Origin of the sequence: Streptomyces sp. 3MP-14, from assembly GCF_006334905.2 — a bacterium.
Taxonomy (GTDB): Bacteria; Actinomycetota; Actinomycetes; order Streptomycetales; family Streptomycetaceae; genus Streptomyces; species Streptomyces triticirhizae.
This window is the reverse complement of record NZ_VDLZ02000031.1, coordinates 1-7,593: the sequence shown is the minus strand read 5'-3', so window position 1 is coordinate 7,593 and position 7,593 is coordinate 1. Positions and strand designations below refer to the sequence as shown.

Genomic DNA, 7,593 nt, shown 5'->3' with positions numbered 1-7,593 from the left:
CGGACAAGAACACACCACCCTCATCACCGGCACCCCCACCCCCGGCAAAACCGTCTTCATCTACCCCGGCCAAGGCTCCCAATGGCCCGGCATGGGCGCCCAACTCGCCCAAACACACCCCACCTTCGCCCAAGCCCTCCACGACTGCACCGACGCCCTCCAACCCCACACCAACTGGAACCTCATCGACACCCTCAACCAACAGCCCGGCGCAGCCACCCTCGACCGCGTCGACGTCGTACAACCCGCCCTCTGGGCCATGATGATCGCCCTCACCCGCCTCTGGCAGCACCACGACATCCACCCCGACGCCGTCGTCGGCCACTCCCAAGGCGAAATCGCCGCAGCCCACATCGCCGGCGCCCTCACCCTCGAAGACTCAGCCAAAATCATCGCCCTCCGCTCCCAAGCCATCACCACCCTCACCCAACCCGGCGGAATGCTCTCCATCGCCCTCCCCGCCACCCACATCACCCCACTCCTCACCCACCACCCCGACCTACACATCGCCGCACTCAACTCCCCCACCAGCACCGTCATCGCCGGCAACCCCACCCAACTCGACACCCTCCAACAACACCTCACCACCCACGACATCCGACACCGACGCATCCCCGTCAACTACGCCTCCCACACCCCCCACGTCGAACCCCTCCAACAACCCCTCACCAACCTCCTCAAAAACATCCAACCCCAACCCGCCACCACCCCCTTCCACTCCACCGCCACCCCCACCAACCACCCCACCGACACCACCACCCTCACCGCCACCTACTGGTACACCAACCTCCGCCAACCCGTACAACTCCACCCCACCATCCTCAACCTCCTCAACACCGGACACACCCACTACCTCGAACCCAGCCCCCACCCCGGACTCACCACCCTCATCCAAGAAACCATCGACACCACCCCCCACCACGCCACCACCCACCACACCCTCCAACGCAACAACGACACCCCCACCCGCATCCACACCGCCCTCACCCACACCCACACCCACACCCACAACCCCACCTGGCACACCCCACCCACCACCCAACCCACCACCACCCCACCCACCTACCCCTTCCAACACCACCACTACTGGCTGACGGCCGACCAGGGCGTCACGGACGCCGCGCAGTTGGGCCTCGCGACCACCGGTCATCCGCTGCTGCCGGCGATGACCTCGCTGGGCGAGGACCGGGGACTGCTGCTGACCGGGCGGGTGTCGTTGGCGACGCACCCGTGGCTGGCGGACCACGCCGTCTCGGGAACGGTGATCCTGCCGGGGACCGGGCTGCTGGACCTGGCGTTGCACGCCGGGGAACGGGCGGGCGCGCCGCATGTCGAGGAGCTGACGCTGGAGGCGCCGCTGGTGCTGGCCGAGTCGGGTGGCCTCCACCTCCAGGTGGTCGTCGGCGGCGAGGACGAGCGGGGCGGCCGTTCCGTTGACGTCTACTCGCGCGCCGACGACGCCGAGCCCGACGTGCCGTGGACCCGGCACGCCACCGGCGCGTTGACGGCGACGGCCCCGGCGGGCGAGGCCGCGGAGCTGGCGGCCTGGCCGCCGCCTGGTGCCGAGCCGCTGGAACTGGACGGCGCCTACGAACGGTTGGCGGCCGGCGGCTATGTGTACGGGCCGATGTTCCAGGGTCTGAACGCCGCCTGGCGGGACGGGGACGACCTGTATGTCGAGGTCGCGCTGCCCGAGGACGTGGACCCGGAGGGGCACGCCGTGCACCCGGCGCTGCTCGACGCGGTGCTGCACGTGTTGGCGCTCCAGGAGTCGGGGGACGCGCCCCGGCTGCCCTTCTCCTGGTCGGGGGTCGCGCTGGAGGCCGTCGGGGCGACCGCCCTGCGGGCCCGGCTGCGGTCCGTGGACGAGGAGACGCTGACGCTGAGCCTGGCGGACACCGAGGGTCAACCGGTGGCGCGGGTCGAGGCGTTGACCGTGCGTCCGCTGCCCGGCGGCGGGCTCGGCGACGCCGCTCGCGACCGGCGGCGCAACCTGCTGGCCGTGGAGTGGCTGCCCGCGCAGGTCGCGGACGAGTCCGCGGTCCCCGGCGGCGGCTGGGCCGTCGTCGGGGCCCCCGAGGCGACGGCGCCGCTGGCGGCGGCGCTCCGCGAGGCGGGCGTGACGGTGGCGGAGCACCCGGAGGTGACGGCGCTTGCCGGTGGGGCGGCGCCCGACGGGGTGTTGTTCGCGGTGCCGGCCGCCGACCCGGCTCCCGACGCCTATGCCACGGAGGACGCCGACGCCGTGCCGCGCACCTACCGGGCGACGACCGAGCTGCTCGGCGCGCTGCGGGAGTCGCTGGCGACGGATGCCCTCGCCGAGGCGGCGCTGGTCGTGGTGACCCGGGGCGCGGTGGGCACGGGCGTCGGCGAGGAGGTGCGGGACCTGGCGGGCGCGGCCGTGTGGGGCCTCGTCAGGTCGGCGCAGTCCGAGCAGCCGGGCCGGCTGACGCTGCTGGACCTGGACGGGCGGGACGCCTCCTGGGGCGTGCTGGCCAACGCGCTGACGCTCGACGAGCCGCAGCTCGCGGTGCGGTTCGGCGCCCCGTTGGCGCCCCGGCTGGCCCGGGTGGCGTCGGACGGCGTGTTGGAGCCGCCGGCGGGCGAGGAGAACTGGCGGCTGGGGCTGACGATCTCCGGCGAGTTGGACAGCCTGTCGTTGGAGGCCGCTCCGCAACGGCCGCTGGCCGAGGGGCAGGTGCGGATCGCGGTCCGCGCCGGCGGCGTCAACTTCCGCGACGTTCTGCTGGCGCTGGGCATGGTGCCGGACGACGAGCGGCCACCGATCGGCGAGGGCGCGGGCGTCGTGCTGGAGGTCGGCCCGGGCGTGACCGGCCTGAAGCCGGGACAGCGGGTGATGGGGCTGCTGGCCGGCGGCCTGGGCCCGGTGACGGTGGCCGACCGACGGCTGGTCACGGCGATGCCGCCGGGGATGTCGTTCGCCGAGGCGGCGGGCGTTCCGGTGGTCTATCTGACGGCGTACTACGGGCTGCGGGACCTGGCCGGGATACGGTCAGGCGAGTCCCTGCTGGTGCACGCCGCGACGGGCGGCGTCGGCATGGCGGCGGTGCAGCTGGCCCGGCACTGGGGCGTCGAGGTGTTCGGCACCGCCAGCCCGGCGAAGTGGCCGACGCTGCGGGCCATGGGCCTGCCGGAGAGCCACATCGCCAACTCGCGGACCGTGGAGTTCTCCGAGCGGCTGCTCGCGGCGACCGAGGGCCGGGGCGTGGATGTGGTGCTCAACTCCCTTGCCGAGGACCGGGTTGAGGCGTCGCTGCGGCTGCTGCCGCGCGGCGGGCGGTTCCTGGAGATGGGCAAGACCGACATCCGCGACCCGGAGCAGGTGGCGGCGGACTTCCCCGGCGTCGCCTACCAGGCGTACGACGTGCTGGACGCGGGCCCCGAGCGGATCGCCGAGATGTTCGACGAGCTGGGCGAGCTGTTCGCGCGGGGCGTGCTGCGGCCGGCACCGGTGTCGGCGTGGGACGTGCGGCGGGCGCCGGAGGCGATCCGGCACCTCAGCCAGGCGCGGCACGTGGGCAAGGTGATCCTGACGGTGCCCCGGCCGCTGGACCCGGCGGGCACGGTGCTGGTCACCGGCGGCACCGGGGTGCTGGGCTCGCTGGTGGCCCGGCATCTGGTCGCGGAACACGGCGTGCGGCGCCTGCTGTTGACCAGTCGGCGCGGAACGGCCAGCCCCGGTGCGGAGAAGCTGGTCGCCGAGCTGGCGGAGTGGGGCGCCGAGGCCACGGTGGCCGCCTGCGACGCCGCCGACCGGGAGGCGCTGGCCGAGCTGCTGGCGACCGTTCCGGACGCGCATCCGCTGACGGGCGTGGTGCACGCGGCGGGCGTGCTGGACGACGGGTTGCTGGCGGCGATGACGCCGGAGCGGCTGGCCACGGTCCTGCGGCCCAAGGTGGACGCGGCCTGGAACCTGCACGAGCTGACGCGCGATCTGGACCTGTCCGCGTTCGTGCTGTTCTCCTCGCTGGCCGGGACGCTCGGCACGGCGGGCCAGGCCAACTACGCGGCGGCCAACGGCTTCCTGGACGGCCTGGCCCAGCACCGGCGGGCCCGGGGCCTGCCGGCCACGTCGATCGCCTGGGGCCTGTGGTCCGAGGCGAGCGCGATGACGGGCGAGCTGCGGGAGGAGGACCTGGCGCGGCTGGCACGCGGCGGGTTGCTGCCGCTGTCCTCCGAGGAGGGTCTGGAGCTGTTCGACGCGGCGGCCGGCTCGCACCGGGCGCAGCTGGTGGCGGCTCCGCTGGACGGCGGGGCCTTGGCCGCCGCCGCGACGCGCGGCGAACTCCCGCCGCTGCTGCGCGGGTTGGTGCGGGCGCCGGTGCGGCGGGTGGTGCGGGCGACGGCCGGTGACGGCCCCTCGCTCGCTGACCGGCTGCTGCGGGTGCCGGCCGCCGAGCAGCTGGCGCTGCTGGTGGACCTGGTGCGGACGAACGCCGCAGCCGTGCTGGGCCACCCGACGTCCGACGCGGTCGGCACGGACCTGGCGTTCAAGGACCTCGGGTTCGACTCGCTGACCGCCGTCGAGCTGCGGAACCGGCTGGGCAACACCACCGGGCTGCGCCTCCCCGTCGGCCTGGTCTTCGACCATCCGACGCCGGCCGCGTTGGCCGAGCACCTGCGGCGCCAGCTGGTGCCCGCCCAGGAGGCGACGGCCGCGTCCCTGCTGGACGAGCTGGACCGCCTGGAGTCCGCCGGAGCACCCGACCTGACGGACGCCGACACCCGGGCACGACTTGAGGAGCGCCTGGAGGCGTTCCTGCGCCAGCTGCGCGAGACGCAGCAGGCCGACCACCACCCCGCGCCCCAGGAGGAGGGCGTGACCGAGCGGCTGGGTGCCGCCTCGGACGACGAGATCTTCGAATTCATCGACAACGAACTCGGAATCTCGTGACCGAGATCCCTCGGACCCGACCGAAAGGTAGAGACGTCGCATGACCACCGAGACCACCAACGAGCAGAAGCTGCGGGACTACCTCAGGCGGGTCACCACCGACCTCGCCCAGACCCGGCAGAAGCTGCGCGAGATCGACGAGACGCGGCAGGAGCCGATCGCCATTGTGGGGATGGCCTGCCGGTTCCCCGGCGGTGCCGACAGCCCCGACGCGTTCTGGCGGCTCGTCGCCGAGGAGACCGACGCCATCTCGGAGTTCCCCACGGACCGTGGGTGGGACGTGGAGCGGCTGCATGACCCGGAGCTGAGCCGGCCGGGCACCACCTATGTCACGCGGGGCGGGTTCCTGCACGGCGCGGGCGAGTTCGACGCCGAGTTCTTCGGGATGGGCCCCCGGGAGGCGCTGGCCACCGACCCGCAGCAGCGGCTGCTGCTGGAGACCGCGTGGGAGACGTTCGAGGACGCCGGGATCGTCAACGACGTCAAGGGCAGCAGGACCGGGGTCTTCCTCGGGGTGATCGCGCAGGAGTACGCGCCGCGTGAGCCCGAGGGCCACGAGACCGTCGAGGGCTACCTGTTGACGGGCAACACCACCAGCGTCGCCTCCGGCCGCGTCGCCTACACCTTCGGACTGGAAGGGCCGGCCGTCACCATCGACACGGCGTGCTCCTCCTCGCTGGTCGCCCTGCACCTGGCGGCCCAGGCGCTGCGCTCCGGCGAGTGCTCGCTGGCGCTGGCCGGCGGCGCCACGGTCATCGCCTCGCCCGGCATCTTCACCGAGTTCAGCCGGCAGCGCGGCCTGTCGCCCGACGGGCGGTGCAAGGCGTTCGCCGACGCCGCCGACGGAACGGGCTTCGCCGAGGGCGTGGGCCTGGTGATGCTGGAGAAGCTGTCGGACGCGCGGCGCAACGGGCACCGCGTGCTGGGCCTGATCCGGGGCAGCGCGGTCAACCAGGACGGCGCCAGCAACGGGCTGACCGCTCCCAACGGGCCGGCGCAGGAGCGCGTCATCCGCAGCGCGCTGGCCGACGCCCGGCTCTCCCCGTTCGACGTGGACGCGGTCGAGGCGCACGGCACGGGCACCGCGCTGGGCGACCCGATCGAGGCCGAGGCGCTGCTGGCGACCTACGGGCACAACCGCCCCGCCGAACGGCCGCTCCACCTGGGTTCGGTGAAGTCGAACATCGGCCACACCCAGGCCGCCGCCGGCATCGCCGGCGTCATCAAGATGGTCGAAGCCATGCGGCACGGCGTGCTGCCGAAGACGCTGCATGTCGACCAGCCGTCGGAGCAGGTGGGGTGGGACACGGGCGGCGTGGCGCTGCTGACCGAGGCCCGGCCGTGGCCGGAGGCCGACCGGCCCCGCCGCGCCGCCGTCTCCTCGTTCGGCGTGAGCGGCACCAACGCGCATGTCATCGTCGAGCAGGCCCCGCCGCTGACGACGGACGCGGAGGAGAACCCGAACGGCGAGGCGGCGGAGGCGCAGCGGCCCGGTTCCTTCCCGTATCTGCTGTCGGCGCGCAGCGAGGCGGCCCTGCGGGAGCAGGCCGTGCGGCTACTGGCGCACGTGGCGGGCATCCCGGCGGACGACGCGGACGTACGGCTCGCGGAACTCGCGTCCGCGCTGGTCACCACGCGCGCCCGTTTCGAGCATCGGGCGGGTGTTGTCGCGGGCACCCGGGAGGAGTTGACGGCCGGGCTGTCAGCCCTGGCCGAGGGCCGCGAACACCCGACCCTCATCACCGGCACCGCACAACCCACCGGCAAGATCGCCTTCCTCTACTCCGGCCAGGGCAGCCAACGCACCGGCATGGGACGAGAGTTGTATGCCGCCTATCCGGTGTTCGCCGAAGCGTTCGACGCCGCCTGCGCGGCCTTGGACCCGCACCTGCCGCAACCGTTGAAGCCGATCGTCTTCAGCGAACCCGACACCCCGGCAGCCGAACTACTGCACACCACGCAGTACACCCAACCCGCCCTCTTCGCCTTCCACACCGCCCTCCACGCACTGATCACCCACCACGGCATCACCCCGGACTATCTGACCGGCCACTCCCTCGGCGAGATCACCGCCGCCCACCTCGCCGGCGTTCTCTCCCTGGAAGACGCCGCCATCCTGGTCACCACCCGGGCGCGCCTCATGCAACAGGCCACCCCCGGCGGCCACATGATCAGCATCAACGCACCACACAACCACCCCATCGTTCAGCGTCACCTGACCGAGCAGCCCGACAAGCTGGCGATCGCCGCCATCAACACCGCCGACAGCGTCGTCATCGCCGGAGACGCCGAAGCCTGCGAAACACTCGTTCAGGAACTCACCGAAGAAGGCATCCGCACCCGGCGGTTGAAGGTCTCCCACGCCTTCCACTCCCCCCACATGGACCCCGTCCTCGACGACTTCCAGACAACCGCAGCGACGCTCACCTACCAGCCACCAACCACCCCCGTCATCTCCAACACCACCGGCGAGATCGCCACCACCGAACAACTCACCGACCCCGCCTACTGGACCCAGCACATCCGCAACACCGTCCACTACCACCAGACGATCCAGACCCTCAACCAGCACCACACCACCCAGTTCGTTGAGATCGGACCCGACACCACCCTCACCACCCTCACCACCACCCAAACCACCGCCACCACCACACCCACCCAACGACCCAACCAACCCC

The 7,593-nt window shown here is 72.6% G+C and carries 2 protein-coding genes; both read left to right on the top strand.

Going from position 1 to position 7,593, the window contains the following annotated elements:
* Positions 1–22: 22 nt before the first annotated feature.
* Entirely contained in the window at positions 23–4,915 is a 4,893-nt protein-coding gene (locus FH609_RS30665; RefSeq protein ID WP_226962075.1) for an SDR family NAD(P)-dependent oxidoreductase, read from the top strand.
* 40 nt (positions 4,916–4,955) lie between these two features.
* A partial coding sequence (locus tag FH609_RS30660) for a type I polyketide synthase (RefSeq protein ID WP_139707917.1) occupies positions 4,956–7,593 on the top strand: 2,638 nt, incomplete at its 3' end.